Source organism: Arthrobacter koreensis, assembly GCF_009193255.1.
Lineage (GTDB): Bacteria > Actinomycetota > Actinomycetes > Actinomycetales > Micrococcaceae > Arthrobacter_B > Arthrobacter_B koreensis.
The window spans coordinates 276,558-303,551 of the sequence record NZ_WACG01000005.1; the positions used below are offsets into that span (position 1 = coordinate 276,558).

The 26,994-nt window shown below is 67.0% G+C and carries 22 protein-coding genes; 7 read left to right on the top strand and 15 right to left on the bottom strand.

Going from position 1 to position 26,994, the window contains the following annotated elements; all coding sequences use genetic code 11:
* Positions 1-116 precede the first annotated feature (116 nt).
* Positions 117-1,400, top strand: coding sequence for a multidrug effflux MFS transporter (locus GD628_RS11990; RefSeq protein WP_226802512.1), 1,284 nt, complete (start codon positions 117-119; stop codon positions 1,398-1,400).
* A gap of 490 nt (positions 1,401-1,890) precedes the next feature.
* On the opposite strand, the gene GD628_RS11995 is transcribed toward GD628_RS11990, so the two are convergent.
* Entirely contained in the window at positions 1,891-2,919 is a 1,029-nt protein-coding gene (locus GD628_RS11995; protein ID WP_226802513.1) for a LacI family DNA-binding transcriptional regulator, read from the bottom strand.
* A gap of 164 nt (positions 2,920-3,083) precedes the next feature.
* Between GD628_RS11995 and GD628_RS12000 the strand changes: the two genes are divergently transcribed.
* The 5 genes from GD628_RS12000 to GD628_RS12020 are packed head-to-tail and all read left to right on the top strand — an operon-like array spanning position 3,084 to position 9,625.
* Positions 3,084-4,394 (top strand): ABC transporter substrate-binding protein, encoded by a 1,311-nt coding sequence (locus GD628_RS12000; protein WP_152274851.1) that lies wholly within the window; start codon positions 3,084-3,086, stop codon positions 4,392-4,394.
* Positions 4,395-4,406: 12 nt separating this feature from the next.
* Positions 4,407-5,360, top strand: coding sequence for a carbohydrate ABC transporter permease (locus GD628_RS12005; RefSeq protein ID WP_152274852.1), 954 nt, complete (start codon positions 4,407-4,409; stop codon positions 5,358-5,360).
* Complete coding sequence (locus GD628_RS12010; protein WP_152274853.1) at positions 5,361-6,179, top strand: carbohydrate ABC transporter permease; 819 nt, start codon at positions 5,361-5,363, stop codon at positions 6,177-6,179. It begins immediately after the preceding gene.
* Positions 6,180-6,182: 3 nt separating this feature from the next.
* On the top strand, positions 6,183-8,582 hold the full coding sequence (locus tag GD628_RS12015; RefSeq protein WP_152274854.1) for a beta-xylosidase/alpha-l-arabinosidase: 2,400 nt from the start codon (positions 6,183-6,185) through the stop codon (positions 8,580-8,582).
* Positions 8,583-8,593: 11 nt separating this feature from the next.
* Positions 8,594-9,625 carry an acetylxylan esterase gene (locus tag GD628_RS12020; RefSeq protein ID WP_152274855.1) on the top strand — a complete coding sequence of 344 codons (1,032 nt, stop codon included), beginning with the start codon at positions 8,594-8,596 and terminating at the stop codon, positions 9,623-9,625.
* On the opposite strand, the gene GD628_RS12025 is transcribed toward GD628_RS12020, so the two are convergent.
* The 10 genes from GD628_RS12025 to xylA form a co-directional block, all read right to left on the bottom strand.
* A complete protein-coding gene (locus GD628_RS12025) occupies positions 9,574-10,014 on the bottom strand; it encodes a hypothetical protein (protein ID WP_152274856.1) in 441 nt (146 codons plus the stop codon). The two genes, GD628_RS12020 and GD628_RS12025, sit on opposite strands and share 52 nt — an antisense overlap.
* Positions 10,011-11,114, bottom strand: a complete 1,104-nt coding sequence (locus GD628_RS12030; RefSeq protein ID WP_152274857.1) for a serine hydrolase domain-containing protein — start codon at positions 11,112-11,114, stop codon at positions 10,011-10,013. Before GD628_RS12030 ends, GD628_RS12025 begins: the two co-directional genes overlap by 4 nt.
* Position 11,115: 1 nt before the next feature.
* Entirely contained in the window at positions 11,116-11,625 is a 510-nt protein-coding gene (locus GD628_RS12035; RefSeq protein WP_152274858.1) for an ArsR/SmtB family transcription factor, read from the bottom strand.
* 47 nt (positions 11,626-11,672) lie between these two features.
* Positions 11,673-11,969 (bottom strand): cupin domain-containing protein, encoded by a 297-nt coding sequence (locus GD628_RS12040; protein ID WP_152274859.1) that lies wholly within the window; start codon positions 11,967-11,969, stop codon positions 11,673-11,675.
* Positions 11,970-12,067: 98 nt separating this feature from the next.
* Positions 12,068-12,688 carry a GNAT family N-acetyltransferase gene (locus GD628_RS12045; protein WP_152274860.1) on the bottom strand — a complete coding sequence of 207 codons (621 nt, stop codon included), beginning with the start codon at positions 12,686-12,688 and terminating at the stop codon, positions 12,068-12,070.
* Positions 12,689-12,798: 110 nt separating this feature from the next.
* A complete protein-coding gene (locus GD628_RS12050) occupies positions 12,799-14,196 on the bottom strand; it encodes an ABC transporter substrate-binding protein (protein WP_226802514.1) in 1,398 nt (465 codons plus the stop codon).
* 67 nt (positions 14,197-14,263) lie between these two features.
* Positions 14,264-15,166 carry a carbohydrate ABC transporter permease gene (locus tag GD628_RS12055; RefSeq protein ID WP_091607244.1) on the bottom strand — a complete coding sequence of 301 codons (903 nt, stop codon included), beginning with the start codon at positions 15,164-15,166 and terminating at the stop codon, positions 14,264-14,266.
* Positions 15,163-16,104, bottom strand: coding sequence for a carbohydrate ABC transporter permease (locus tag GD628_RS12060; protein WP_091607246.1), 942 nt, complete (start codon positions 16,102-16,104; stop codon positions 15,163-15,165). The genes GD628_RS12055 and GD628_RS12060 overlap by 4 nt, the downstream gene beginning before the upstream one ends.
* A 224-nt stretch (positions 16,105-16,328) precedes the next feature.
* Positions 16,329-17,741, bottom strand: coding sequence for a xylulokinase (locus GD628_RS12065; RefSeq protein ID WP_152274861.1), 1,413 nt, complete (start codon positions 17,739-17,741; stop codon positions 16,329-16,331).
* Between the two features lie 63 nt (positions 17,742-17,804).
* Positions 17,805-18,992: a xylose isomerase gene (gene xylA / locus GD628_RS12070; RefSeq protein ID WP_152274862.1), complete on the bottom strand. Its 1,188-nt coding sequence runs from the start codon at positions 18,990-18,992 to the stop codon at positions 17,805-17,807.
* A 174-nt stretch (positions 18,993-19,166) separates the two neighbouring features.
* Here xylA and GD628_RS12075 point away from each other — a divergent pair, with 174 nt between their 5' ends.
* A complete protein-coding gene (locus tag GD628_RS12075; protein ID WP_152274863.1) occupies positions 19,167-20,375 on the top strand; it encodes an ROK family transcriptional regulator in 1,209 nt (402 codons plus the stop codon).
* Positions 20,376-20,453: 78 nt separating this feature from the next.
* Here the strand turns inward: GD628_RS12075 and GD628_RS12080 are convergent, their stop codons facing one another.
* The 4 genes from GD628_RS12080 to GD628_RS12095 all read right to left on the bottom strand — a co-directional run bounded on the left by GD628_RS12080 (position 20,454) and on the right by GD628_RS12095 (position 26,979).
* Complete coding sequence (locus tag GD628_RS12080; protein ID WP_152274864.1) at positions 20,454-21,524, bottom strand: NAD(P)-dependent alcohol dehydrogenase; 1,071 nt, start codon at positions 21,522-21,524, stop codon at positions 20,454-20,456.
* Between the two features lie 73 nt (positions 21,525-21,597).
* On the bottom strand, positions 21,598-22,869 hold the full coding sequence (locus GD628_RS12085; RefSeq protein WP_152274865.1) for an ion channel protein: 1,272 nt from the start codon (positions 22,867-22,869) through the stop codon (positions 21,598-21,600).
* A 154-nt stretch (positions 22,870-23,023) separates the two neighbouring features.
* Positions 23,024-24,922: an FAD-binding monooxygenase gene (locus GD628_RS12090; RefSeq protein WP_152274866.1), complete on the bottom strand. Its 1,899-nt coding sequence runs from the start codon at positions 24,920-24,922 to the stop codon at positions 23,024-23,026.
* 212 nt (positions 24,923-25,134) lie between these two features.
* A complete protein-coding gene (locus GD628_RS12095) occupies positions 25,135-26,979 on the bottom strand; it encodes a bifunctional metallophosphatase/5'-nucleotidase (RefSeq protein WP_152274867.1) in 1,845 nt (614 codons plus the stop codon).
* Between the last annotated feature and the right edge of the window lie 15 nt (positions 26,980-26,994).

Genomic DNA, 26,994 nt, shown 5'->3' on the forward strand with positions numbered 1-26,994 from the left:
CGAAAGGGCAGTTACGGCTCCTTTGAGCGTTGAAACGAGCCGTAACTGGCCTTTCGGCGGGACTATACTGGCCGAGGCCCACCGTCTTCATAATCCTGCTTAGGAGCACTTCCCCGGTGTCCAAAACCTCCCCCGCACGCACCTCCTCCCGCTCCCGCAGCCTGAAGTACATCCTGATGCTCGGTGCCCTCGCCGCGCTGCCCGCCGTGACCACCGACATGTACCTTCCGGCGCTGCCTGAGGTCGCCTCGGACCTGGCGACGACGACGACGGCGGCACAGTTCACGCTCTCCGGCACCCTGCTGGGAACCGCCGTTGGCCAGCTGGTCATCGGCCCGCTGTCCGACCGCTTCGGCCGGCGGCTGCCGCTGCTGATCGGCATCTCGATGCACGTGGTGACCTCCCTGCTCTGTGCGATCGCGCCGAACATTGGCCTGCTGATCGGCCTGCGCATTATGCAGGGCTTCTTCAACGCTGCTGCCTCCGTGGTGGCCATCGCGGTGATCCGGGACCGGTTCACCGGATCCGATGCCGCGCGCCTGCTGTCCCGGCTGATGCTGATGATCGGCCTCGCGCCACTGCTGGCCCCCACGCTGGGCCAGGCTGTTGCCGGCATCTGGGCCTGGCGGGCTGTGTTCTACGCGCTGGCGCTGATCGGGGTGATCCTGGTGGTCATCGTCTGGCGCTGGATGCCCGAAACGCTTCCCCGCGAACGCCGCCTGGCCAAGGCGAAGAAGGGCACCCCGAAGTCCGGCAAGCCCGGCGGCTACCGGATCCTGCTGCGCGACCGCCGCTTCCTGGCGTTCGCCGTCATTCCCGGCCTGTCCATGGGCATCATCATGAGCTACGTGGTCGGTTCACCGTTCGTGATGCAGGAAGAGTACGGCCTCTCCCCCGCCACCTTCGCACTGGTCTTCGCCATCAACGGTGTCGCCATGGTGGTCTCCTCGCAGGTCAATGCGTCCCTGCTGAACCGGTTCCCGTCAGCCGGGATCCTGCGCATCGCAGCACCGGTGCTGCTCCTGCTGGCGCTGATCCTGCCGGTCATCATCGCCACCGGGTTCGGCGGTGTGGTGGGCCTGGTTGCCGGACTTTGGGTGACGCTGGGCATGCTCGGCTTCATCTTCTCCAACGCCACATCCCTGGCACTGGACGGCTACGGCCACATGGCCGGAACAGCCGCCGCCCTGCTGGGCTGTCTCCAGGTTGGACTTGCCGGCCTCATCAGCCCGCTGGTTGGAGTCTTCGGCGGATCGGCACTGTCGATGGCCGGGGTGATCATCGGCTGCGCGCTCATGATCAATCTCGTACTGGCGACGACGCCGGCCTACCGCCGCGGCGGGCGACGGCTGGGTGCCGCTCCGCAGCCAGACGGCATCGGCACGCCCGACCAGGCCTAGCCAGTCGGGCGTGCCGGCGGGGGCCGGTGGCGGGGGCGCCGTGCCTGCCGGGGCTGCACCCGACGGCGAAACGTCGTGGGCATCCTCTGATGCGATAACGCTGCTTAGCGGTAGGAGTTCGCATCCTGTGCTGCACTAACGTTCCTACGAGCCGTTGTGAACGACGGTATTGCGACACAGGACGCACGGCACCGCACCAAAGCACCAACCCTGTTCATCCTGTGCTGCAGAAACGCCCCTCTCAACCTTTCAGACCAGCGTTATTGCGACACAGGATCCACGCCCCTGGCTCAAAGCGACTGCAATGCGACTCAGGACGCGGACCCCGGACAGAGCCCCACCACGGAGCCCGGCCCCGAAGAGAGCACCGGAAAACCCCGCGCCGGAGCTACCGCCGCTCCACCTTCGCGGGGACGCAGGCCCCTCCCCCTCAGCGAGGCCCTGCCCCGTGCCAGCACCCGCGTCCGCCTGCAACACTCCTGGCCAGAGGCTAGTTGACCCCCTCCGGCGGAGCAGCAGTGCTCTGCCGGACCACCAGGGACGTGGACAGGTCCAGCCGCGTGTTCTTGGGCTGCTCCCCGTCCCGCAGCATCAGCACCATGCGGGTGGCCTCCTCGGCCATCTCGATCAGCGGCTGGTGCACTGTGGTGAGGGCGGGCGAGGACCAGCGGGCCACCTGCAGATCGTCATAGCCCACCACGGACAGCTGCTCCGGAACCGAAATTCCCAGTTGCCGGGCGGCGTCGAGCACTCCCAGGGCCTGCAGGTCGCTGCCGGCGAAGATGGCGGTGGGCCGTTCAGGTTGGGCCAGCAGGTCCAGCGCGTGGTCGCGTCCGCCGTCGACGTGGAAGTTCCCGTACCGCACCAGTCCCGGATCGAAGTCCAGTCCAGCTGTATTGAGCGCTGACCGGTAACCGTCAATCCGGGCCAGGGAACACATCAGGTCCTCCGGCCCGGTGATCGCCGCGATCCGCCGGTGCCCCAGGTCGATGAGGTGGCGGGTCGCCATCATTCCGCCGGCCCAATTCGCCGATCCCACCGAGGGAACATCCGGCGCCGGGTCCCCCGCCGGGTCAATAATCACGAACGGTATGCCGCGGGATTCGAGCAGCCGGCGGGACTCCTGCGCCAGGTCGGCAAAGACCAGCACGACGCCGGCCGGCCGCCTGGCGATCACACCCTCCACCCATTCAGGCCCGGGTGAATGCCGGGTGCCGCTCTCGGTGAGCACCACGCTCAGCCCGTGTTCCCTGGCCACGTTCTCCACGCCGCGGATAATTTCCAGTGCCCACGCACTTTCCAGCTCATGGAACACCAGTTCCAGCAGCCCGGATTTGGTGCCGCGGCTCGCTCGCCGCTGGTAGCCGTGCCCGTCCAGGAGGGCTTCAACTTTCGTCCGGGTTTTTCGCGAAACATCAGACCGCCCGTTGAGAACTTTCGAAATCGTGGACAGCGAGACCTCCGCTTCAGCGGCAAGCTCAGCCAGGGTAACGCGCCCAGCCGCAGGCGTTTCTGCCATGTGTTTCTCCTCCGTGCGAAAGTTCCCGGCGCGAAGACGCAGCCAAAAAGTGTTGCGCATCACATTCCTGCATTTTAAGCTAGCCGCATTCCAGAACTTTCGGCAAGTGTTTCGAAACTTTCGGAGCCCGCTTCCCGGAAGAACTTCCAGTGAGGAGCAGTTCAATGAGGAACAACCGCAGCTGGCTGAAACCAGCTACCGCAGCCGCGGGTGCGCTGGCACTCGGCATGTCTATGGCCGCCTGTTCGAACAGCGGGGAATCCGCTGCCAGCAACCGGCCGGAAAATGAGGTCCACGTCCTGGTCTACGGCGACGCCGCCAACGACGTCGAGCGGGCCATGGTGGACAAGTTCAACGAAACTTCGGACGTGAAGGTCGTCCTGGACACCATCCCCGGGGCCGACTACCAGCAGAAACTGCAAACCGTCATCGACACGGACTCTGCCCCGGACATCTTCTTCAACTGGGGCGGCGGATCCATCACGGACTATGTGGACGCCGGCCTGCTGATGCCGCTGGATGACTTCATCGAGGAGGACCCCCGGCTCAAGGATGCCTTCCTCCCCTCGGTCTTTGACACCGCCGTCGTGGACGGGCAGGCGTACGGCATTCCCATGCGCGGAACCCAGCCGGTCATGCTCTTCAGCAACGAAGAGGTCCTGGCCAGTGCCGGCGTCGACGGCGCTCCGGAAACGTGGGACGAGCTGCTGGACGCAGTGGAGAAGCTCAAGGCCGCCGGCGTCACCCCCATTGCGCTCGGCGGTGCCGACGAGTGGCCCACCCTCATGTGGGTGGAGTATGTGTATGACCGCGTCGCCGGACCCGAACTCTTTGAAAGCGCCCTCGCCGGGGACACCGAAGTCTGGGACTCCGAGGAAAGCCGGGAAGCCCTGGGCATGCTGCGCGAACTGGTTGACTCCGGCGCCTTCGGCACCAACTTCCAGTCCGTGAAGTTCACCGACGGCGGCTCCGCATCGCTGCTCTCCAGCGGCCAGGCAGGCTTTGAGCTGATGGGCTCCTGGGCCTACTCAACGCACCAGGACGCGGCTCCCGAATTCGTGGAGTCCGGCGCCCTGGGCTACAGCGAGTTCCCCACGATCGACGGCGGCAAGGGAGACCCTGCCAACCTGGTCGGCAACACCAACAACTTCTACTCAGTCCTGGCGAACACCCGGTATCCGGACACCGTCCGCGACTTCCTCAAGCTGATGTACTCGGATGACTTCGTCCAGGAGCAGGTGGCCATCGGCAACCTGCCCACCACCACCAACACCGAGCAGTTCCTGGACGCGTCCGCGGATCCGGACTACGCCCGCTTCCAGTACGGGCTGGTGGAACAGGCACCGGCCTTCCAGCTTTCCTGGGACCAGGCCTACCCGCCCTCGGCGACCCCTGCCATCCACGGCGCCATGTCCGATTTCTTCAGCGGACGGATCGACGAGGACGGTTTCATCGCCGCCATGCAGGGCCTCTAGGAACTCCATCTGATGACTGCACTGCTTCCTCCCAAGCCGCCGGCGCTGCCGGACGGATCCGAACGGGTCCGTCCGGCAGCCGCCGGCCGCTCGGCCCGCTCAACCCGTCCCGGGCTGGCCTGGACCCTGCCGGCCACCGTGTTCTTCCTGCTCTTCGCCGTGATCCCGCTGATCGCCGTCGTCGTCCTGTCCTTCATGAGCTGGCGCGGCATCGGCGAGCCCAAGTTCGTCGGCATGGAGAACTGGCAGGAACTCGCCGGGGACCCGGTGATGCTCAAGAGCCTCTGGCTGTCCCTGCTCTTCATCGTCCTCGGTGTTGCCACGCAGACGCCGGTGAGCATGCTGCTGGGCGTGTGGGCTGCCGGACCGCAGCGCAACCGCGCTGTCCTCAGCGCCATCTACTTCGTGCCGCTGCTGCTCTCCTCGGCCGCCATCTCGGTGCTGTGGCGGGCGCTGCTGGATCCCAACTTCGGCGTGCCCTCCCAGTTCCGCTGGCTGTTCGGGGACGGAAACCTGTTCGGGCACCAGGCAACGGCAATCGGCGTCATCATCTTTGTGAGCATGTGGCAGTTCACGCCGTTCCATACGCTGATCTACCAGGGCGCGGCACGGGCCATTCCGCAGGTGCTCTACCAGGCCGCGGAGATCGACGGCGCCGGACGGGCACGGACCTTCTTCAGCATCACGCTCCCCCAGCTTCGCAACTCCATCATCACGTCCGTGATCCTAATGGTGGTGGGCGGACTGACCACCTTCGAGACGGTGCTGATCCTCACCAACGGCGGGCCGGGAACGGACACCACCATCACGGCCTTCTACATGTTCGAACAGGCCTTCCGCCGCTTCGACTTCGGCATCGGAGCCGCCGTGGCCCTGGTACTCGTGATCGTAGCCACCACCATCTCGCTGATCATGGTCAAGGTCTCCGGCTACGACAAGATGCGCAGCACGCTGGAAGGGGTCTAGATGCGCACGCGCCCCAATTACATTGCCGGAGCCGCCGCCGTCGTCTGGCTCCTGATCGTTGCCCTGCCGCTGTACGTGATGATTGCGGCCAGCGTCCAGACCCGCAGCGACTTCAGCGCCGGCGGACCGCTCTCCTTTCCCACCAGCTTCACGCTGGAGAACTACGCCGGTGTGTTCCAGAGCGGGTTCGGGCTGTACTTCCTGAACACCCTGATTGTCACCGGCGGAGTGGTGGGAATCGTGCTGCTGGTGGTGCCGCCCCTGGCCTACGCCATTGTGCGCAACCAGTCCCGCACCACCACGCTCATCTTCCGGTTCTTCCTGCTGGGCCTGGCCATTCCGGTGCAGGCGGTGATCGTTCCAATGTTCTACCTGATCAACACGGTGGGACTCTATGACACCCTGCTGGGCATCATCCTGCCCACCGCGGCGTTCGCCCTGCCGATCTGCACGCTGATCCTTTCCGGAACCATGCGGGACATCACCCCGGAGCTCTACGAGGCGATGGCCGTGGACGGCGCCGGAACCTGGCGGACCTTCCTCCGGCTGGTGCTGCCGCTGTCCAAGCCGGGGATCTCCACGATCGCCGTGTTCGCCGCCCTGCAGGGGTGGAACGGTTTCCTGCTTCCGCTGATCCTGACCCAGTCGGAGTCCACCCGGGTCATCACGCTTGGCCTCTTCAACTTCCAGACCCAGTACGGCATCAACGTCCCCGGCATCCTCGCCGCGGTGATGCTTTCGATGATTCCCGTGCTGCTGGTTTACCTCTTTGCGCGCCGCGCACTAGTCCAGGGCCTCATGGGCGCTGGCGGAAAGTGACCCATGTCGAACACCACCACCAAGCGCGTCCCCTGGCGGGATGCCTCCCTTCCCCCCGCCGAACGCGCGGATGCCCTGCTCGCCCAAATGACCCTGGAGGAGAAGACCGCCCAGCTGATCGGCGTGTGGGTCGGCGCATCAGCCGACGGCGCCGAGGTGGCACCGCACCAGCATGAGATGAACCAGCCACCGGACCTTGAGTCGCTCCTGCCTGCCGGGCTGGGCCAGCTGACCCGCCCGTTCGGCACCAAACCGGTCGACGCCGGCGCCGGCGCCCTGTCCCTGATGCGCACCCAGGAGCGGATCGCCGCCTCCAACCGGTTCGGCATCCCCGCGATGGCGCACGAAGAGTGCCTGGCCGGGTTCGCGGCCTGGGGTGCGACGGCGTATCCGGTTCCGCTGGCGTGGGGTGCCACCTTCAATCCTCAGCTGGTCCGCCGCATGGCCGGAGCGATCGGGGAGGACCTGCGCCGGGTGGGCGTCCACCAGGGACTGGCACCGGTGCTGGACGTTGTCCGGGACGCCCGCTGGGGCCGGGTGGAAGAGACCATCGGTGAGGACCCGTACCTGGTGGGCAGCATTGCCACGGCTTACATCCAGGGCCTGGAGCAGGCCGGAGTGGTGGCCACGCTGAAGCACTTCGCCGGTTACGCTGCCTCCCGGGCCGGCCGGAACCTCGCGCCGGTTTCCATGGGGCCGAGGGAATTCGCCGACGTCGTCCTGCCGCCGTTCGAAATGGCGGTCCGGGAGTCCGGCGTGCGCTCGGTAATGCATGCCTACACCGATACCGACGGCGTTCCCTCCGCGGCCGACCATTCGCTGCTGACGGGGCTGCTGCGGGACACCTGGGGATTCGACGGCACCGTGGTGGCCGACTACTTCGGCATCGGGTTCCTGCAGGACCTGCACGGTGTGGCGGGAAGCCGCGGCGAGGCGGCCGGCGCAGCGCTGGCCGCCGGTGTCGACGTGGAGCTGCCAACGGTCGACGCCTACGGGGAGCACCTGCTCGAAGAACTGAAAGCCGGCCGGGTTGATCCGGCCCTGGTGGACGCAGCCGCGCGCCGCGTCCTGCTGCAGAAGATCGGCCTTGGCCTCCTGGATGAGGACTGGACCCCGGCCCCGGAGGCGCTTCCCGCCGGGGCCGCTGACCTCGAAGCCGTCCAGTCCACGGTGGACCTGGATCCGCCCGGAAACCGGGAGCTGGCCCGGGAACTGGCGGAGGAGTCGATTGTCCTGCTCAGCAACAACGGAATCCTGCCGCTGCAGGCGCCGGCGCGCATCGCCGTCGTTGGCCCCAATGCGGAGAACCCGATGGCGTTCCTGGGCTGCTATTCCTTCCCGGCACACGTCGGCTCGCAGTTCCCGGAAACCGCCGCGGGAATCGACCTGCCCACGGTGGCCACCTCGCTGCGGAACCAGTTCCCGGAGAGCAGCATCGCGTACGCTGCCGGCTGCGGAATCGATGATCTTGACGCGTCCGGAATAGCCGCCGCCGTGGCAGCGGCCCGGAACGCCGACGTCGTGATTGCGGCACTCGGTGACCGCGCCGGGCTTTTTGGCCGCGGCACCAGCGGCGAGGGATGTGACGTCGAATCGCTGGTGTTGCCCGGTGTGCAGCAGCAGCTCCTGGATGCGCTGCTGGACTCCGGAACCCCGGTGGTGGCCGTGCTGATGACCGGCCGCCCCTATGCGCTGGGAACCGCGGTGAGCCGGGCCGCCGCCGTCGTGCAGGCCTTTTTCCCGGGCGAGGAAGGCGGGCCCGCCGTCGCGCGTGTGCTCAGCGGGGCGGTCAACCCGTCCGGGAGGCTGCCGGTCAGCGTCCCGGCGACGCCGGGCAGCCAGCCCGCCACGTATCTGGCAGCGCCGCTGGCCGGACCCACGGACGTCTCCAGCATCGACCCGACGCCGGCCTTCGGGTTCGGTCACGGGCTCAGCTACACGCAGTTTGCCTGGGACTCTCTGGCGGTTGAGGTCCGAGAGATCGGCACCGCCGGTGAAGCCGTTGCCTCCCTGACCGTAACGAACACGGGACAGCGCGACGGCGTGGAGGTGGTCCAGCTGTACCTGCACGATCCGGTGGCGTCAGTGGTGCGGCCCGTGCAGCGGCTGATCGGCTATGCCCGGGTGCCGCTGCAGGCGGGCGGATCGTCCCGGATCCGGTTTACGGTTCCGGCGGACCTGGCGTCCTTCACCGGGGTGGACGGGAAGCGGCGGGTGGAGCCGGGAGAACTGGAGCTGCGGTTTGGGGCCTCCAGCACCGACATCCGCCTGAGTGCCGGAATTGTGCTCAGTGGACCGGTACGCTCGGTGGACCACAACCGGCGGCTGCACTGTGAAGTTCACATTGAGGAAGTTCACAGTGAGGCAGTCGATTCAGTGCCGGTGGACGTCACGGCCCCCTAGGAGGAATCTACGTGTATACGGATCTGCCCGCTGACCAGCTGGCCGCCTATCTGGGCAGCCAGCAGGACCCGGAGGACTTTGACGCTTTCTGGGCGCAGACCCTGGCGGAGGCACAGGCCCATCCGCTGGACGTCAGGCTGGAACGCGTTAATACGGTGCTGTCCACCGTGGATGTTTGGGACGTAACCTTCAACGGCTACGGCGGCGAACCCATCCGGGCGTGGCTCCGGGTGCCGGCGGGCGCATCCGGGCCGCTGCCCGGCGTCGTCCAGTTTGTGGGCTACGGCGGAGGGCGCGGCGACGCATCCGAAAACCTCTTCTGGGCCTCGGCTGGCTTCGCACACCTGCAGATGGATACGCGGGGCCAAGGTGCAGGCTGGAGCAAGGGAGCGACGCCGGATGCTTCCGGGAGTGCCGGCCCGCAGGTCCCGGGGGTGATGACGCGCGGCATTACGGATCCGCAGTCCTATTACTATCGGCGGCTGTTCACCGATGCCGTGCGGGCAGTCGCTGCGCTGCAGTCCCTGGACATCGTGGATCCCGCCCGCTGTGCAGCGGTAGGCGGCAGCCAGGGCGGTGCATCGGCGGTGGCCGCCGCAGCGCTGGCTCCCGGGCTGGCAGCCGTCTGCGCCTACGTTCCGTTCCTTTCGGACCTGCCGCGGGCCGTGCAGGTGACTGACGCGTATCCGTACCGGGAAGTCCGAGATTACCTTTCTGTTCACCGGACGCAGGCGGAGCGGGTTCTGGGCACACTCTCGTACTTCGACGCCGTCAACTTCGCGCGCCGCGCCACGGTGCCGGCGCTGTTTTCGGTGGCGCTGATGGACGAGGTGACTCCCCCCTCCACGGTGTACGCCGCCTATAACAACTATGCCGGGACCAAGGAGCTGCTTGTCTGGCCGTATAACGGCCATGAGGGCGGAGGCATAGAGGATGAGGTAGCCGCTGCCAGGTTCCTGCAGGGCTTGCTGGCGGTGAGTGAGCCGGCCGGTCAGCCGATGGCCGCAGAAACAGCCACCGCAGCAGCCAGCACCAGCGCGTAGCTGCCGAACGCTATTGTCCCCGGTTCCCGGGACTGCCCGCCGCGTCGACCGCGCGTGGACTCCGCCCGGGCGGCTGCCGGGTCCGCCCCGGGTGCCGCGTCTGCGACGGACGCTGTCCTTGGCAGTGAATCCCAGCGAATCACGGTTCCGGCCGTACCCGCAGCCAATGCTGCGACGGACAACACCCAAAGCCAGATGGTGACCGGCGACCATTCGACCACGAGCCGCATAAAAACAGCCACAGACGCGGTCTCCAGCAGGGCGGCCAGCAGTCGCCGCCGGCTGCGCGCTGCTGCGGGACCGCTGCTCGTCCAGGCGGAAGCCGCCACCAAGCTGCAGGAGAGCATCAGCACCAGCGGAAGGACCCAGCCGATAATCGCGGGGATCATTCGGGCCCTCCTGCCAATAGCTCGAACACTGCTCGTTCCTGTCCGGCAGAGACGTTGGAGAGCATCACCACGGCGCGTCCGGCGTCGCGGTCCAGGGCAACCATGGACCAGAATCCACCGGTCTGCCCGTTGTGCCAGGTGATTTCCCGGTCCCCGTGCTCCTCAACCACCCAGGCCAGGCCGTACCTGCCGCCGCTTCCGTCGTCCCACTGCGGTTCCAGCGCCGCAGCGCCCGGGGCCGTTCCGTCCAGCTGGGCCCGGGCGTAGAGCACCAGGTCAGCGGCGGTGGACCGGATTCCGCCCGCAGGCGCCGTGCCGTTGGCTGTCCAGGCCCGTTCCGCACGGCCGGCAGCGCTGCGGCCGGTGGGAGCGCCGTCGGGTAGGTTCTCCACGGTGACCGGGGCGAAGGTCTCATCCAGCGCCACCGGGGCCAGCACCCGCTCAGCCAGGAGTTCTTCCCAGCTGGTGCCCGCGGCTTTGGCCAGCAGCTGGCCGAGGAAGGCGTAACCCAGGTTCGAGTAGGTGGCCGTTCCGCGGCCGTCCAGGCAGGAGGCCTGCGCCTGTTCCAGAACCTGGTCCGGTGAGGCGGTATAGGGATCCCGGTTCAGCAGCTGCCCGGCCAGGAGGGAGGACAGGGTCTCGAGACCCGCCGCCAGCCGCGGCAGCCCGGAACGGTGGCTCGCCAGCTCGGCCAGGGTCACGGTGCCAATTTCAGCATCCGGATCCAGGAGGTCCTCCCCCAGAATGTCCGCAACCGTGGTCTCCAGCGTGAGCTCACCCCGGTCCACGGCATCGGCGAGCAGCGAGGCGGTGAAGGTCTTGCTGACGGAACCGATCTCGTACTGGGTATGTTCATCCGCTCCGAAGCCCGCGTACCGGATGCCCTCCCCATCGATGTACGCGACGCTGACCTGGTCCGCGGGCGCAGTCAGCAGCGGCCGGACGCGTTCGGCCAGTGCTGAATCGCCGGTGACGTTCCCGGAAAGCCTCGGCGGCCACGGCGCTGCGGCGAGGCCGCACAGCAGGACGACGGCGGCCGCGGCACCTCCGGCGATCAGGCGGGGCGTCAGTTTCCTGGCGCGGATAACGGTTTCAGGCATGTCAGTTCCCTCCAGCGGCGGCGGTCAGGATTGCCAGCAGCGGAATGACCCGGGCCCCCGGTACGCGGTAGCGGGAACGTGCGTGGGCCGCGAGCCATCCCTGGGCGCTGAGCTGGTTCACGTGGTGGTAGATCTGCCCGGCTGTCCCGGCTCCCAGCTCCTCGGCCAGGCCGGCCACGGTCTCGGTTCCGCCCAGGACTGCGCGCAGGATCGCCAGCCGCACCGGGTTGCCCAGGGCGGCGAGCGAGTCGGCGAAGGGTGCCCAGTCGGCGTCGAGCAGGTGACCTGTTTCGAGGCCGTACTGGTACTCGTACCGTTCGCCGCCCGGTGTGCTGGCGGTACCGGCGAACAGAACCGCCCCCGGCGCCGGGTAACGCTCCCGGATACCGTTCAGCGCCCAGAAGACATCATCAGTTGCCGGGTTGCCCTCCGGCGGGGAGGCTGTGAGCCGTTCTTCCAGGGCGGCAACACGTTCTTCAAGTGCCTGCAGCCGGTCGTCTTGCAAAGTCATGTCTTCAAGAGTTACGTAACTCTTGAAATAGGTCAAGGATTCTTGAATTACTCCTTGAGTTCGACGAAGAACACGTGGGTGTCCGTCTCGCCGATGTTTTCACCGACGTGTTCCTGGGCTGGCAGCCATTGGACCGTACCGGCGGGCAGCTCAACCTCCCGCTCGTGGTCGCCGGAGATTAGCCTGCGGCGGAAGGAACTCGCGGTGACCATCACGCTGTCCGGGTGCCGGTGGACAACGGTCCGGTGTCCGGGGGTATCCCGGTATTCAAGCACCCGGACGCGGTCATTCTCGAAGACCACCGAGTAGTTGCCGGGGTTGGACTGGACTGGATCCTGCGTCATACCCCGAAGGGTAGGCCTGCGGGCGCCTCCACTGAAGGGGTCCTGCCAATCAGCACCCGAACGCTGGCCGGAGGTGACGGCCCCGCAGGCTGGCACTTTCAGAGCTGGCCGGGTAGCCTCAGCTTCTGCTTCGGCGGGAAGCGGGCGTCGAACGCGTCCACGTCCTCGTCACTCGCCACATAGCCGGGCGGGTCCCGGTAAACCCAGGGGCCGCCGGCAAGGTAGCCCTCCCGCAGTTCAAGCGCCTGCAGGTAGGGAGTGGGCTCGTCACGGGGAACGCCGTCGTAAGAGATTCCCAGTGTCTTCGCCTCCGCAAACCCGAACCTGCGGTAATACTCCGGACTGCCGGTAATAACAACGGCGCCGAAGCCGGCTTCCGCGGCTTCGGTCAGGGTGTGCCCGATCAGCGCCGCGCCGTAGCCGCGCTTCTGGTATTCCGGCAGGACGGAGACTGGTCCGAAGACCAGGATGGGCAGCACAGCTCCATCCTCCCGGTGAAGTTCGGCACGGCTGTACAGAATGTGGCCGGGGATCCTGCCTTCCGCTTCCAGGACCTGGCTGAGCTCCGGAACGAAGTCCGGCAGGGAGCGGTAGCGGTGCAGCAGGAAGTGCTCCACCGCCCCCGGCCGGTACACGTTCCAGAACGCTTCGCGGGTCAGGTTCTCCACTGCGGCGTAGTCTGCGGGGGTTTCCGGCCGGATGACGTAGTTAGTGCCCATGCCGGGACACTACCCCGGAACACACGCTTCGAGATGACAGAAACTGCCCGTATGAGCGCTCATACGGGCAGTTTCTGTCATCTCGAAAGGGTCAGCTGGTGCTGACGGGGTTACTGGACTGAGTTGTTGTAGTTCTCGATTTCAGTCTTGAGCGCGTCAACGGACTTGGTCAGCTCCGTCTTGCTGTCTCCGCCGAGCAGCGCGCCTTCCAGCGCGTCCTCAGCGGCCTTGCGGGCCTGCGGCATCGAGCCGGCGGCGCAGCCCTGGGTGGCGGCTGTCAGTTCGGTCGCCTCGAGCTGTTGCACGGCGACGTCGAACTGCGGGTACTGCTCGCGCCAGGCGACGTCCTCCGGCTCATCCAGCGCGGCCTTGGAGATCGGGAAGTAGCCGGTTCCGGTGTGCCAGGTGGCCTGGGTGGCCGGCTCGGCGAGGAACTGCATGAACTGCCAGGTGGCTTCCTTCTCCGCATCGGAGTGGCCCTCGCCGGAGATCCAGAGCGAGGCACCGCCAATGATGGGACCGGAGTCGTTCTGCTCAATCTTCGGGTAGAAGCCGACTCCCAGTTCGAAGCCCTGCTCCTCGGCAGCCTTCTGCATGCCGCCCAGCGCGCCCGTTGATTCAAGGGTCATGCCAATGGTGCCGCTCTTGAAGGCGTTCTGTGCGTCTGCGGTGGCACGGCCGGTGTTGCCGGCAACCCCGTCAGCCACCAGGCCCTTCCACCAGTCCACGAACTCGACGGCGGTGTCATTGTTGAAGCTGTAGTCCGAGGCGCGTTCTCCGGAGCGGCCGTTGTCCGGGCTGCAGTAGAGGGCGCCGTTGGCGGCGATTTCCTGCTCCAGGAGCCAGCCGTAGATGGCCGCGTTGAAGCCGAACTCCGCCGGGCCGCCGTTCTTCTTGGACAGCGCGGCGGCTGCTTCACCAACCTCGTCCAGGGTTTCGGGCGCGGTTTCCGGGTCCAGCCCGGCTGCTTCGAAGAGGGTCTTGTTGTAGTACAGCACCGGCATCGAGGTGTTGAACGGCATGGACCAGAGGTCCTCGTCGATCGTGTAGTAGCCGGCGATATTGGGCTGCAGGTCCGAGACGTCGTATTCGTCCCGGTCGATGAAGGCCTGGGTGGGCAGCACTGCGCCGGAGTCGATCATGAACTGGGTGCCGATGTCATAGATCTGCACCATGCTGGGCGTGCTGTTGGACTGGACCGCGGCCTTGTACTTGGTGATGGTGGAGTCGTAGTCGCCCTGGTAAACGCCCTTGACCTCAATCTTGCCTTCATTGGCAGCATTGAATTCGTCAATGAGCTTGCCCAGGGTCTCACCGTTGGTGCCGTCCATCGAGTGCCAGAAATTGACGGTGGTGACGCCGTCAGCCGACTCAAGTGCATCCGCGGCGGGCGCTTCGCCGGCCCCGCCCGTGCTGCTGCCGCCGCCGCAGGCGGACAGTACCAGGGCAAGCCCCGCAGCACCGGCGGCCATCATTGGCAGCCGGCGTCCTCTGGTTGTAGTTCGCAATGGATATCCCTTCAGGATTGGCCGGAGCCTGAGCTCCGGATAGCCGTGGTGTTTGGCCGGGGTGCGTTTATTTGATGGAACCCGCGGTCAGGCCGCGGACGATGAAGCGCTGACCGAAGATGACCAGCAGCAGGGTGGGAATGATGGCCAGGACCGTTCCGGCCAGGACAAGCCCGGCGTTGAAGTTGTCCGCGGAACGCAGCTGGGTGATGCCAATCTGGATGGTCTGCATCTCCGGGGTCTGGGTTACCAGCAGCGGCCAGAAGTACATGTTCCAGGCCGAGAGGAAGGCCCAGATTCCCAGTGCCGCCAGGGTGGGCTTGGACAGCGGAACCAGCACCGAGATCAGGAACCGGAAGTGCCCGGCGCCGTCGATCTTGGCTGCTTCCCAGAGTTCCGTCGGGAAGGACAGGAACGCCTGCCGAAGCAGGAAGATGCCGAATCCGTGTGCCAGGAAGGGCAGGGTCAGCGCGGGAATCGTATTGATCAGTCCGGCGGAGGACATGGTCAGGTAGTTCGGGATGATGATGGCTTCGGCCGGCACCATCATGCTGCACAGGAACAGGGCGAACCAGAAGGCCCGGCCCCGCACTTTCAGGAAGACCAGCGCGTAGGCCGCCAGCAGGGAGGTCACCAGCTGGCCCAGCGTGATCAGGCCTGCCATGACAACGGAGTTCACGTACTGCCGTCCGAGCGGGATCGAGTTCAGCGCACCGGCGAAGTTCTCCACCCGGAATCCGTTGAACGGCCACAGCGACGCCGGATAGGCGTTGATGTCTGCCGGGCCCATGAAGGAGCCGACGAAACCGAAGTAGACGGGAAAGAGGACGATGACGGCGCCGACGCTCAGCGCGGCGTAGGTCAGGAGCCTGCCGGGCGTCAGGGGACGGCGCTGGCTCTTCTTCAGGTCCCGGGGACGGCCCGCTGCCGCAGGCGGCTTCGCGGGCGCGGGGGCTGCTGTGCGGCTCATCGGTAGAAGACCTTCCGTTCCAGGACACCGAATTGGATGGCGGACACCACTACCACGATGATCAGAAGCACCACGGCCTGCGCGGACGCGTAGCCGAAGTTTGAGTTGTTGTTGGCGAATGCCTGTTCGTAGATGGAGTACACGAGTGTGGTGGTGCTGTCCTGTGGTCCGCCCTTGGTGAGAATGTGGATCTGCCCGAAGCTCTGCAGGGCGTGGATGGTTCCGGTGACCAGCAGGAAGAACATCTGCGGGGTGAGCAGCGGCATGATGATTGACCGTTGCATCCGCCACCCGTGGGCACCGTCCAGCCGGGCTGCCTCCACCACGTCTTCGGAGACCGCGCCGAGTCCGGCGGAGAGCACGAGCAGGTTGTAGCCCAGCTGCATCCACACCGTGGCCAGGGAAACCGACACCAGGGCCCAGGCCGGGTCCGTGAGCCAGCCGACCCGGTCAAACCCGAAAAAGCCGAGCATGCCATTCAGCACGCCGGTGGCCTGGTTGAACATCACGCCGAAGATGACCGACGCGGTGGCCACGGAGTAGGCGAACGGAAGGGCGAAGGCCGTCCGGAAGAACCGGATGCCCTTGATCTTCTGGTGCAGCAGCAGCGCAAGCGCCAGTGCGATGCCGATGGAGGGAATCACGGTCAGCACCGTGAATCCGAGGGTTACGCCCATGACGGTCCAGAAGCCGCTGTCCGTGAACATGCGGATGTACTGGTCGAATCCGACGAATCCGGAGGGGCGGCCAAAGAGGTCGCTGCCCTGGAAGGAGAGGAAGACGGACCGGCCCAGCGGGTAGAAGAGGAACAGCGCGAAGACCACCAGCGCGGGAACGAGGTACCACAGGGCCCGGATGCTGCCGCGGTCCGTGACGCGCTCGGGCGCGGTTTTCGGTGATTCCTGCTGGGGTGCGGTGGCCGGTTTAAGGGCGCTCATGCCCGGGTGCCCGGTGCGGGCCTGCCGGGATGGGAATACGGCCAGCGGACGGTTCCATCCGGCTGCAGCGGTTCACTGCAGGTAGCTTTCATTGCTTTATTCCGTCCATAATTCTGCGGCGCTCCAGTGCGCCGGATACCGGTGTTACGCCCGTCACAGTACCCATTAGTTTTTACCCATGGCAAACAGGCTTGCCGTTGCCACAGGTATTGCTTCGCCGCAGGTCAGCTGGCGGAACCGTGCATACGCTGCGCCGCGGCCCGGTAACGTTCCAGCACCTGCGGCGCCGCGGGGGCGGATACCGTCAGCGAGTCCTGGGTTTTCCACTCCGGCCAGGCCCCCGAAAGCACCGCGGCCGCCTGGCGGGCAGCGCCGTCGGCCACGTATTCCCCGGGCTCCGGCACGTCCACCGGCATCCCCAGCACGGAGGAAAGCGTCTGCTGCATGGCAACCGAGCGCGCCCCTCCGCCCACCAGGATGACGCGCCGCGCCTCGATCCCAAGCCCGGTTACGGCACGGAAGGCGTCAGCCAGCGAGCACGCCACGCCTTCGAAGGCAGCACGGGCCAGGTTGACAGGAGTGTAGTTGGCGAGCGTCATGCCGTGCAGGCTGGCCTGCGCCTCGGGAAGGTTGGGCGTGCGCTCCCCCTCAAAGTAGGGAACCAGCGAGAGCCCTCCGGCGCCGGGTTCGGCGGCCAGGGCCAGTTCGGTGAGCGCTGGAAGATCGACGCCGAGCACACCTGCCGTCGCATCCAGGACCCGGGAGGCGTTCAGCGTCGCGGCCAGCGGAAGGAAGTTGCCGGTGGCGTCCGCGAACCCGGCCACCAGGCCCGTGACGTCCGCCGTGGGATCCTCGGTCACCGCAAAAACCGTCCCGGAGGTTCCCACGGACACTACTACGTCACCCACCGTGGCGCCGACGCCGAGCGCGGCACCGGCGTTGTCCCCCGTTCCGGGGCCGATTACGGTACCCGCCGGCGTCTGCAGCCCGGGTTCCAGCGGGCCGAGGACCACCGGGAGCGCAGGAACATGCCCGAGCGTCGCATCCAGGACTTCCGGCAGGTACTGGCCGGTTGCCGGAGACCAGTAGCCGGTCCCGGAAGCGTCGGAGCGGTCCGTGCGGAGGGCGGCCAGCCCGCCGCTTCCCGGGCCATGCCCGGCCAGCCGCCAGGACAGCCAGTCATGGGGCAGGCACACTGCGGCGGTCCGGGCGGCGTTTTCGGGTTCGTTCTCCGCCAGCCATTTGAGTTTCGCTGCCGTTATGGAGGCAACCGGCACCGTCCCGGTGGTTTCCGCCCAGTAGGCCGCGCCGTCGGGCCCGGCATCCTCAATCAGTTGCCGGGCCGCGGCGGCGGACCGTGTGTCGTTCCAGAGCAGCGCGTCCCGCACCACTGCCCCGTCTGCGTCCAGGCAGACCATGCCGTGCTGCTGTCCGGAGACTGCCACTGCGGCAACGTCGTCCAGGCCGCCGGCGGCCGCGGCGGCCTCCAGCAGTGCCCGCCACCAGGTTTCCGGATCCACCTCGGTCCCGGGCGCGTGGCGGGCTGTTCCCTGACGGTGCAGGGCCCCGGTTTCGGCGTCGCGGATAACGACCTTGCAGGACTGCGTGGAGCTGTCCACTCCTGCGACAAGCGGCATAACGGACCTTTCAACAGGTAGAGCGGGCTTCAGTGCCCGGAACCATGGATGCTAGCAAACCCCCTAGCGGGAGCCGAGCAGGTGCTCCATGGCGAGCTGGTTCAGCCGGATGAAGCCGAAGGAGCGCTGGGCGGCGGCATCGGCGTCGAACTCGTCGAACGCCGCGGTGTCCGCAAGGAGGTCAGCGGTGCTCTCCCCCGCCGCCAGCGTGGGTTCGGCCAGTTCTCCGACGCCGGACGCGGCCAGGGCTTCCTGGACCTCCGGATCGGCGCGGAAGGCCTGGGCGCGTTCCTTCAGCAGCAGGTACATGGACATGTTCGCCGCTGCCGATTCCCACACGCCGTCATACCCGTCGGTGCGGGAGGGCTTGTAGTCGAAGTGCCGCGGGCCGTCGTAGACCGGGCCGCCGTTCGGGAAGCCGTTCTCCAGCAGGTCCACGGTGAAGAACGCGCTGGTCAGGTCACCGTGGCCGAAGACGAGGTCCTGGTCATACTTGATGGACTTCTGGCCGTTGAGGTCAATGTGGAAGAGCTTGCCGGCCCAGAGCGCCTGCGCAATGCCGTGCGTGTAGTTCAGCCCGGCCATCTGCTCGTGCCCGGTTTCCGGGTTCAGGCCCACGATGTCCTGGTGTTCCAGCTGGGCGATGAATCCCAGGGCGTGGCCAACGGTGGGCAGCAGGATGTCTCCGCGCGGTTCGTTGGGCTTGGGTTCCAGGGCGATCCGCAGGTCATAGCCCTGGTCCTTGATGTATCCGGCGGCGGTGTCCACGCCTTCGCGCATGCGGTCCAGCGCCGCGGAGATGTCCTTGGAGCCGTCATACTCCGCGCCTTCGCGCCCGCCCCACATGACGAAGGTCTTGGCCCCCAGTTCGGCGGCGAGGTCCAGGTTGCGCAGGACCTTGCGGAGGGCGAAGCGCCGCACCGAACGGTCATTGGAGGAGAAGCCGCCGTCCTTGAAGACCGGGTGGCTGAACAGGTTGGTGGTGACCATGGGAACCTGCAGGCCGGTTTCCGCCAGCGCGGCGCGGAAGCGCTTGAGGATCAGGTCCCGTTCCTGGGAAGAGGAACCGAAGGGCACCAGGTCATCGTCGTGGAAGGTGACGCCGTAGGCGCCCAGGTCGGCCAGCTTGTGGAGGGCCTCCACGGGGTCCAGGTCTGCACGGGTCGCGGTGCCGAACGGGTCATTGCCCGTCCACCCCACGGTCCAGAGTCCAAAGGTAAAGCGGTCGGCAGGTGTTGGCGTCTTTGTCATGGTGCTCTGCTCCAGAATGTGGGTCCGCTGAATTAGTTGTGGTCAACAACATATGCAGGGCCCAAGCCGCTGTCAATGGGTTAACGACTGAGCTTTCCGGCCGCAACGTGGTGTTGTAAATGGTGTTCCGTGCAACAATCAAGCGTTCAGTTCTCTCCGCAAAGGACCCAGCGCATGCCGAGCAAACCGGCCACAGACAGCATCCGCGTACAGAACCTGTCCCGGGTGCTGTCCCTGCTGCACCGCCGCGGAGCGTTGTCCCGGGCCGAGCTGACCCGCCTCACCGGATTCAACCGTTCCACCGTCGGAGCACTTGCCGCCGAGCTGTCCCGCCTGGGACTCGCGTATGAGACCGAGCCCGCCGCTGCCGGCCGCGCCGGTCGGCCCAGCCCCCTGGTCCACCCCAACGAACGTGTGGCTGCGCTGGCAGTGCATCCCGACGTCGACGCCGTGACGGTGGGCCTGGTGGGCCTGGGCGGGAGGGTGCACCGCCGGGTCCGGTACGACGCCGCCGCCGTGCCGGGAGTTGCGGAAACCCTGAGCATCACCCGGGCGGTGGTGGAAGGCATGGCAGCTGAGCTGGCCACGATGGACCGGATAGTGGGAGTGGGCGCAGCGGTGCCCGGGCTGGTGGACAGCGCGGACGGATCCGTGCGTTTGGCACCGCACCTCGGCTGGACGGATGAACCATTCGCGCAGGCGCTGTCCCGGGCGCTGGGACTCCCGGCGTTCGCGGGCAACGACGCCACCCTCGGCACCCTCGCCGAGTCGGTTTTCGGGGCCGGTGTGGGGCAGACAGACGTGGTTTACCTCAACGGAAGTGCCAGCGGCATCGGCGGCGGCGCCGTCGTTGGAGGTGTGCCGCTGGGCGGGCAGGCGGGTTTCGCGGGGGAACTGGGCCACACGCTGGTCCGCTCGGACGGGCTGGCCTGTTTCTGCGGCCGGCGCGGCTGCCTTGAAACCGAGGTGAACCTGGGCGGGCTGCTGGCACCGCTGGGACTCGAGCACGCAGACCTCGAGGAACTGGAAGCCGCCATGTCCGGCCGCCGGACGCCGGAGTTCGACGCCGTGGCAGCCCGCCAGCTGGATCTGCTGGCCGAGGCACTGGTCAACTTCGTGAACATCTTCAATCCGCGCACCATCCTGCTGGGAGGCTTCCTCGGAGTCCTGTTTTCCTTCGACCCGGAACGGCTGCAGGATGCCGTAGCCCAGGGTGGAATCGGCGGCCTGGGCCGGCAGGTGGAGATTCGCCGGGCGGCGCTCGGCGCGGACCTGCTGCTGGTTGGTGCCGCCGAGCTGGCGTTCTCCGAACTGCTGGCGGCGCCGGCGGCCGCACCGGCCGCGGCTTCGGTGCCTGCGGCCCAGGCGGCTGCCCGGTCCTAGCTCCTGCGCACCGTCAGGAATCCCAGCCCAAGCGCAACCGTTCAGGGTGAAACGGCTCCATCACGGCGTTCCGCTGACTCACGGGTTTGGCACCAGGATGGCCCGGCCGGTGAGTTTGCCGGCGTCGAGGTCATGCAGCGCCTGAACCGCATCGAGGAGGTCATAGGTGGTGGTGTGCAGGGTAATCTCGCCCTGGGAGTTCAGCGTCATCAGTTCCGCCAGGTCCTGGTAGGTGCCCACCAGGTTTCCCACCACGCTGATTTCCCGGGATATCAAGTCGATGGTTGGCAGCGCCACGGTGCCGCCGTAGCCGATGGCGTAGTAGCTGCCGCGGTTGCGGAGCATCGCCGGGCCGGTGATCTCGGTGCCGTTCTCGCCCACAAAGTCGAAGACGACGTGCGCTCCCCCGCAGGTGATATCCAGGACGGCAAGCACGACGGCGTCTGCCGGAGGTTCGCCGACGGCGCGGGCCGCGGGATGCAGGTCGTTGGGGTTCACGGTCGCGTCGGCACCGAGTTCCTTGGCCAGTGCGAGGGCCGCATCGGAGGTGTCCACCACGGTAATGTGCGCCCGGGTCAGTGCCTTCAGGGACTGCACGCCAATGTGTCCCAGCCCGCCGGCGCCGATCACCACGGCCTCTGAGCCGGGCGGCAGCAGGGGAACGGCCTTGCGCACCGCGTGGTAGGCGGTGAGTCCGGCGTCGGCGAGGGCAGCGACGTCCGCTGGCGCCACGGAGGAGTCCAGCTTCACCACGGCGCGGGCGCTGGTCTTGAGCAGTTCGGCCATGCCGCCGTCGGCGTTCAGGCCGGGAAAGCTCGATGCCTCGCAGTGCGAGTCCTCCCCTGCCCGGCACGGAGGGCAGAGCCCGCAGGCGACCAGCGGGTGGAGGATCACGGTGTCCCCGGGCTGCACATTCGTTACGGCTGAGCCGGTTTCAAGCACCCAGCCGGCGTTCTCGTGGCCCAGGATGTAGGGCAGTTCCGGCCGCTGGATTGCATCCCACTGCCCCTCCAGCACGTGCAGGTCCGTCCGGCAGACTCCGGCGGCGCCCACCTTCACCAGCACATCCAGCGGTCCCGTGATTTCCGGCTCCGGCACGTCGTCAATGCGCGCGTCTTCCCCGTAGCGGTGCACTCGTACAGCTTTCATGCCTGCTCCTTTGCGATCGACTGTGGCCGGAATCGTATCCCGCGGCTCCCGGCTGCCAACAGCCCCTCTCCGCTTACGCCGGCTGCGCACCGCCGTCGTCCTCCGCCACCATGTGGGGAGCGTGCGTCACCACCAGCCAGGCGGGCAGGATCGCCAGGCACAGCATGGCGGACACCGCCACGTCTCCGGTAATGACGACGGCGATGAACAGTGCCAGCCATCCGTCGCGTGCGATGGCGAGCACCACGCCCAGCACTGCGGCTGACACCGCGGCGTCCGCGCGGATGTCCGGCAGGAGGGCACCCGCGGCCAGGCCAAACGCGACGCCCACGAACACGGCCGGGAAGATCCGGCCGCCGCGGAACCCGGCGGCGGCTGCCACCACGAGCGCCGCCAGTTTCACCGCAGCCAGAACGGCCAGCGTTGAAAAGGACTCGCCCTGGCCGTGCAGCAGTTCCTCGGATTCTTCGGCGCCCTTGAACAGCGTGAGCGGACCGCCCAGGACACCCAGCAGGCCCAGCAGCGCTCCGCCGAGTGTGGTGAACAGGACGGGGCTGCGCAGGCGGCGGAACTGCCGGTGCGCCCAGCGGAACGCGAGGACCCCGGCCAGTCCGAATGCTGCGGCGAGCGGGGCGATGGCCATGGCGGCCAGGACGTCCCAGCCGCCGGGGCTTCCCGCCTCCGGAATGCTGGCCGGCAGCATGGTCCCGCCCAGCGTGGTCATGACGGCCGCCCCCGCTCCGGCGGAGACCAGCGGCAGGAAGAGTTTGTCGAACAGGGCTCCGGGGCCCGCCATGGCGCCGGCCATCCCGGTAAAGAGCAGGGCTGCGGCCACCGGGGTGCCGAACAGCGCCCCGACCGTGCCGGCCATCGTCAGGCCCAGGACCAGCCGTGCCGGCACCCGGCGGAAGAACCTGGCCAGCAGCGCGGTCAGGACAGCCGTGTTGATGGCGATGATCGGATTCTCCGGGCCCAGGCTCACCCCGCCGGCCAGGCCCAGGACGGCGACGGCGGCCAGCGAGGGAACCACCTTCAGCGGGAGGGCTGAACCGCCCAGTTCCGCGGCGGCGGAGTCGGGTCCGGCGTGGCCCGGCAGGTAGCGCACCATGAGGCCCACTGCCAGTCCGGTGGCGGTGAGCATCCCGAAGATCCACCAGCCGCCGTCGGGGTCTATCCCCACCGCATGCGGCAGGACGTCCCAGAGCAGGTCCTGGAGCTGCCGGCTCAGCTCGTCCAGGGCGAAGAGGATCAGCGCCGAGACGACGCCGATGAGGACCGCCGGGACCGAGAGCACGGCCAGCGTCCGGATGCGGTTTTGTCCCAGGCCTGGTTCGGGTTCGGTCATTGCTCACATCCTGGGCCGGCGGGAGCTGGAACACTGCTCAGCCCAGCGTACGGCGCACCGAAGATGTTCGGACAGGGTATGCGGAACTGCCGGACGTTAAACAGAGGACGACGGCGGCACCGGAAGTGCCGCCGTCGTCCTCTGTTTAGGTGTGCTAGTGCTGCGGCTGGTGTGCCGGCAGCAGCGGCGCGAAGAACTCAGCCAGCTCGGCCGTGGCCGTCAGCGGCAGGACGTTCGCCACGTACTGGTCCGGACGGACCACCACCACGACGCCGGAGCGGTCCAGGCCGCGCGCCTCGAAGATGTCTTCCTCCGGGTTGGCGCCGTAGACCTTGTTGAGGTCGGTCAGGCGGAACGGGCCAACCTGCGGCTTGAAGACCTGCGGCACGGCATTGATGTCGATTGCGGTGTGGTCCTGCTGGTAGATCACCTTCACGTCGAACCACGCGTCGTCATCGCCGCCGGCCGGCTGCGCAGCGAGCGGGGATTCCGGCGCGTTCTGCAGCCACTCGGCCAGTTCGGTAACGCCGGACTGCGTGCCGGCGGGAGCTGCGTCAGCGAAGACGTAAATCCTCCAGCGGCCGTCCGCCTTGGCCTGGTGGCCCAGCTGCAGCGGGTTGGTGTCGCTGACCCGCAGCACCGGGGCGGACTTGAAGCGCTTGCCGATGGTGAATCCGGTGGCCAGGTCCTGGTGCTTCGCCTCGCCGATCAGCATCGACGGAGTGTATTCGGTCATGAACCCGGCCGGGAATTCGGCGGTACGGACGTAGAAGTCCTCGAGGTCCGAAGGGTTCTCGAACTCCTCCGGCTTCTTGGCCATGAGGGTGGACCATTCCTTGTCGAAGTCGATCAGGTTCTTGGCCACCACCTGGCGCTCGGCGGAGTAGGTGGAGAGCAGGGATTCCGGCGCACGGCCGTCCAGCACGTGGCCGAGCTTCCAGGCGATGTTAAAACCGTCCTGCATTGAAACGTTCATGCCCTGTCCTGCCTTGGCGCTGTGGGTGTGGCAGGCATCGCCGGTGATGAAGACGCGCGGGGTGCGGGTGCCCACTTCCTCCGGCTTCACGTCGTCGAAGCGGTCGGTAAGCCGGTGCCCCACCTCGTAGACGCTGTGCCAGGCCACGTTGCGCACGTCCAGCGTGTAGGGGTGCAGGATCGCGTTGGCCTTGGCGATGATCTCGTCGATGCTGGTTTTGCGGACGGCGCCGTTGTCGCCTTCCGGAACTTCACCGAGGTCAACGTACATGCGGAAAAGGTGTCCGCCTTCGCGCGGGATGTGCAGGATCGAGCCGCCGTTGGAGGACTGGATGGCGCACTTGGTGCGGATATCCGGGAAGTCGGTGGAGGCCAGCACGTCCATGACGCCCCAGGCGTGGTTCGCGGCGTCGCCCGCCAGAGTGGAGCCGATCGACTGGCGGACCTTGCTGCGGGCGCCGTCGCAGCCCACCACGTACTTGGCCCTGACCGTGCGCTCGGTGCCTTCGTCCTCGCCTGCAGTGCGGCGCAGGGTGACGGTGACCGGGTACTCGGCGTCGTCGTCGACCTCCAGGTCCACGAACTCGTAGCCGTAGTCCGGCTTCATGCGGGCCGGGGAGTTCGCCATGAACCGGGCAAAGTAGTCCAGGACGCGGGCCTGGTTGACGATCAGGTGCGGGAACTCGCTGATCCCGGCCGGGTCATCCAGCGCGCGGCCGGAGCGGACGATGTTCTCCGGGTTTTCCGGGTCTGGGCGCCAGAAGCACATCTCCGTGATGCGGTACGCCTCGGCGGTGATTTCCTCGGCGAAGCCGAACGCCTGGAAGGTCTCCACGCTGCGGGCCTGGATGCCGTCGGCCTGGCCGATCACCAGGCGGCCGGGGCGGCGCTCGACAATGCGGGTGGTGATGTTCGGGAACTGGGACAGCTGTGCCGCGGCGAGCATGCCTGCGGGACCGGAGCCCACGATTAGGACGTCGACTTCCTCGGGGAGCTCTTCGGGGCGGTCAAGGCCGACGCCGGCTGCCGGTTCGATGCGCGGATCGCCGGAAACGTAGCCGTGGTGGTGGAACTGCACAGTGTCCTCACTTCTCTGGTTCTTCGTGTTCGATATTTGAACAACTAGTTCAATATTCGAATCAAGCTCGGATTCACTGTACTGGAGGCATGACGCACGTCACAACAAGGTGCGGGCTTGTGACATGTTCGTTTCTGCTGCCACCTGGCACTTTTCCGGCCGGTTCCAGGCGGTCGAAAAAGTGCCAACCGGCAGCAGAAGAACCCGTCTGGTTACCCGAAGACGGGTACACCCTCCCGGACCAGCCGCCAGTTCTCTTCCGCGAAGCCGGCCGGGTTGATGCTCTGGTTCGCCACGACGTAGTCGATCAGCAGCTGCCGGATTTCGGTCTGCTGGTTCAGCAGCACCGGAGCCGTGGCGATGTGCGGGAAGTTCCCGCCGCCGGACTGGCGGTAGTTGTTGGTCGCGACGGCGAAGTGCTGCTCCGGATCCAGCGGAGCGCCGTCGTACGTCAGGTTGGCGATCCGCTCCCCCACCGGCGCACTGATGTCGATGTCGTAGCCGATGCCGGAGAACATGTCGTAGTTGTAGTCCGGCGTCCCATCGGAGTTGGTCAGGGTTTCCGGATCCACTGGGGCACCGGACGCCGTCTGGGTGAAGTACTTCGCCGAGTACTCCAGGTAGTCCTTGATCTGCGCTCCGGTCATGTCCACCGCGTAGAGCGTGTTCGGGAAGACGTAGAGCCCGGCCAAGTCGCGGATCGTCACCGGACCTTCAGGGATGGCGGCCGTGCGGCTGAAGGGGGCAGCGAGTGAGAGCACGGGGAGGTCGCCCGCGGGAGTGCCGGCGAGCGCGCGCTGGACGGCCTGGGCCTGCACCTCATTGACGAAGTCGATCACGGCGGTATCCCGGTACCGCGATTCCGCGGCGGACATGGTCTCCGTCGCCGTGCCAACCGGCGTGTTCACGTAGTCGATCACCCGCTGATGCGCATCCCGGACCAGGTCCGAGACCACGGGGTCCGCCTCGACGGTGTTGGCATTGAGCAGGGAGGCCGACGCCGATGTCACGTCCCACTTGCCGCGCACCTTGATCAGTTCAAAGTCCAGAACGGACAGCCGCATGCCCCAGTTCAGCGGTTCGGTCAGCAGCACCTGTTCCCCGGTGGCCTTGTTGGTGACGAAGTGCTCCGGGATTTCCTGGTGCGCATGGCCCACCAGGATCGCGTCGATTCCGGGGACTTCCTCTGCCACCTGCGTCGCGGCGTTCTCCAGCGGCAGGTCATCACCATAGGAAGACGTGCCGGAGGTGCCGGAGTGCGCACTGACCACAACGACGTCGGCTCCCGCTGCTTTCATCTGCGGCACATATTCAGCGGCCGTTTCCACCAGCCCCGGGAAGCGGAGCTTTCCCTCCACGTTGCCCTTGTCCCAGATGGCGATGCCGGGGTTGGTCAGGCCCAGGATGCCCACCTTGATGGGCTTGCCGCCCTTCGGCTTGACCGTCTTGATGATGTACGGGGCGAAGGCGGGCTGGCCGGTGGCTTCATCCACCGCGTTGGCAGCGAGCAGCGGGAAGTCCAGCTGCCCTTCGAAGCGGGCAAGCAGGTCGGTGCCGTAGTTGAATTCATGGTTGCCCAGGGCTGCGGCGTCGTAATCCATGGCGTTCATGGCCGCGGCCATTGGGTGGAGCTCGCCGGTCTCGGTGATGGGTTCAACGTTGGCGAAGTAGTCGGTGAGCGACGTGCCCTGGATGGTGTCGCCGGCGTCGATCAGCAGCGTATTGTCCACGCCGCGGTCGGCGCGGACCTGGTTGACCAGGCCGGAGATCTTGGCGAGGCCAACATCGTTGCCGGCGGCGTCGTCGTACTCCGTGTTCTTGAAGTAGTCCCAGTTTTCGATGTAGCCGTGCAGGTCGGACGTGCCCATGACCGTGATGCTCGCAGTGTTGCCGCCGCCGGGCTTACCGGGCTTGTCCGGCTTGCCCGGTTTGCCCGGATGTGCCGGTTTGCCTGGATGTCCCGGCTTGCTGCCGTGCCCGGGCGCGCTCCCGGATCCATGGCCAGGTCCGTGACCCTGTCCGTGGCCGGGACCCGGCGAGGCGACTGCAGCAGGCATAACAACCAGGCTAGC